This window comes from Corallococcus aberystwythensis (assembly GCF_003612165.1).
Lineage (GTDB): Bacteria > Myxococcota > Myxococcia > Myxococcales > Myxococcaceae > Corallococcus > Corallococcus aberystwythensis.
In genome coordinates this window covers 1-2060 of the sequence record NZ_RAWK01000507.1, presented here as the reverse complement: position 1 = coordinate 2060, position 2060 = coordinate 1, and the positions used below count along the sequence as shown (strand labels likewise).

Sequence of the window (2060 nt, the reverse complement as noted above, 5' to 3'; positions counted from 1 at the left end):
GAGTTCACCGGGGCGGCGGGGGCCTGGGCTCGGGTGGCGTCCCGCTGGGCGAGCGCCGCGCCGATGAAGCCGGAGAAGAGGGGGTGGGGCGCGAAGGGCTTGCTCTTGAACTCCGGGTGGAACTGGCAGCCCACGAAGTACGGGTGGTCCGCGAGCTCAATCATCTCCACCAGGTTCAGCTCCGGGTTGTGGCCGGAGATGACCAGCCCGGCCTCCTGGAGCCGGCCGCGGTAGGTGTTGTTGACCTCGTAGCGGTGGCGGTGGCGCTCCTGGATGGAGTCGTTGGCGTAGAGCTTGTGCGCGACGGTGCCCGGCTTGAGCGCGCACGCGTAGCTGCCCAGGCGCATGGTGCCGCCCTTGTCCTGCACCTTCACCTGGCTCTCCATGAGCGTCACCACCGGGTGCGCGGTGTGCTCGTCGAACTCCAGGCTGTTGGCGCCCTTGAGGCCCAGCACGGTGCGGCTGAACTCCACCACGGCCATCTGGAGGCCCAGGCAGATGCCGAAGAAGGGAATCTTGTTCTCACGCGCGTAGCGGACCGCGGCGATCTTCCCCTCCGTGCCGCGCACGCCGAAGCCGCCGGGCACGAGCACCGCGTCCACGCCCGCGAGCGTCGTCTCCGGCCCCTGCGCCTCCACGTCCTGGCTGTCCACGAAGCGCAAGCGCACGCGCACGTCGTTGGCGATGCCGCCGTGGAGCAGGGACTCGTTGAGGCTCTTGTAGCTCTCCGTGAGGTTCACGTACTTGCCCACGATGGCGACGGTGACTTCACCGCGCGCGGGCTCGTAGATCTTCCGGACGATGGTCTCCCACTTCTCCAGGTGGGGCGCGCGGCTCCAGATGTTGAGCACCTCCGCCAGCCGCTCATCCAGGCCCTGGCGGTGCAGCTCCAGGGGCAGCTCGTAGATGCTGCGCACGTCCGGGGACGTGAACACGTTGCCGTTGTCCACGTTGCAGAACATGGCGATCTTGTCCTTCAGCTCGCGCGAAATCTCCCGGTCCGTGCGGCACAGGAGGAAGTCCGGCTGGATGCCGATTTCGCGCAGCTTCATCACCGAGTGCTGCGTGGGCTTGGTCTTCACCTCGCCCGCGGCGCCGATGTACGGCAGCAGCGTCAGGTGGATGTAGACCGCGTTCTGGCTGCCCACGTCGTAGCGCATCTGGCGGATGGCCTCGAGGAAGGGCAGGGACTCGATGTCGCCCACCGTTCCGCCGACCTCCACGATGACGACGTCCACGTCCTGGGCGGCCTGGCGGATGCTGGCCTTGATCTCATCCGTGATGTGCGGAATCACCTGGACGGTCTTGCCCAGGTACTCACCCCGGCGCTCCTTGGTGATGACCGCGTTGTAGATGCGTCCGGAGGTGAAGTTGTTGAGGCGGCTCATCCGGGCGTGGGTGAACCGCTCGTAGTGGCCCAGGTCCATGTCGGTCTCGCCACCGTCCTCGGTGACGAACACTTCGCCGTGCTGGAAGGGGCTCATCGTGCCCGGATCCACGTTGATGTAGGGATCCAGCTTGATGAGGGTGATGTCCAGCCCGCGGTTCTCGAGAAGGGCGCCAATGGATGCGGAGGCCAGTCCCTTCCCCAGCGAGCTGACCACGCCGCCCGTCACGAAGATGAACTTGGTTTTCTTGGAGCGCATGTCCCTTCCTGCCAAGAGGGCCAGGGTGCGTCAAATATTCTCTGACGCACGGACGGCCGGCTGGCCCCGGCCCGCGGGCTCAGCCCTTCACTGCGCGTCCCAACCGCCAGGGCGGGCGACGGCGAACTGCTGGGCGGTGGGCTGGCCCACGCGGAAGCGCCGCAGGTCGCACCCCCGGCAGCTCCAGCCTTCCCAGCCTTTCTTCACGACCTGGTGCAGGCAGGCATCGTAGTTGGGACAAAAAAGATTGCGCTGGTCGTCCACGGTCTCCTCGTCACGGAGAGCGGAGGGCAGGGGGATGGGACACGGCGTGATGGACACGGCAGTTCTCCGGCAGGCGACCCAACGGTCGTGGATGGCGCTTCCCCCCGGCGGCCACGAACCGGCGGGTGGACAGGACATTCCCGGTAGGGT

At 67.0% G+C, this 2060-nt stretch carries 2 protein-coding genes; both read right to left on the bottom strand.

From position 1 onward, the window contains the following. Nucleotides 1–1646 (bottom strand): CTP synthase (gene pyrG / locus D7W81_RS41005; protein ID WP_120560723.1); only part of this gene is annotated, 1646 nt, incomplete at its 3' end. An 87-nt stretch (nucleotides 1647–1733) separates the two neighbouring features. Beyond that, the gene (locus D7W81_RS41000) at nucleotides 1734–1967 is read right to left on the bottom strand and encodes a hypothetical protein (RefSeq protein WP_120560722.1); all 234 of its coding nucleotides are present in this window, start codon (nucleotides 1965–1967) and stop codon (nucleotides 1734–1736) included. Between the last annotated feature and the right edge of the window lie 93 nt (nucleotides 1968–2060).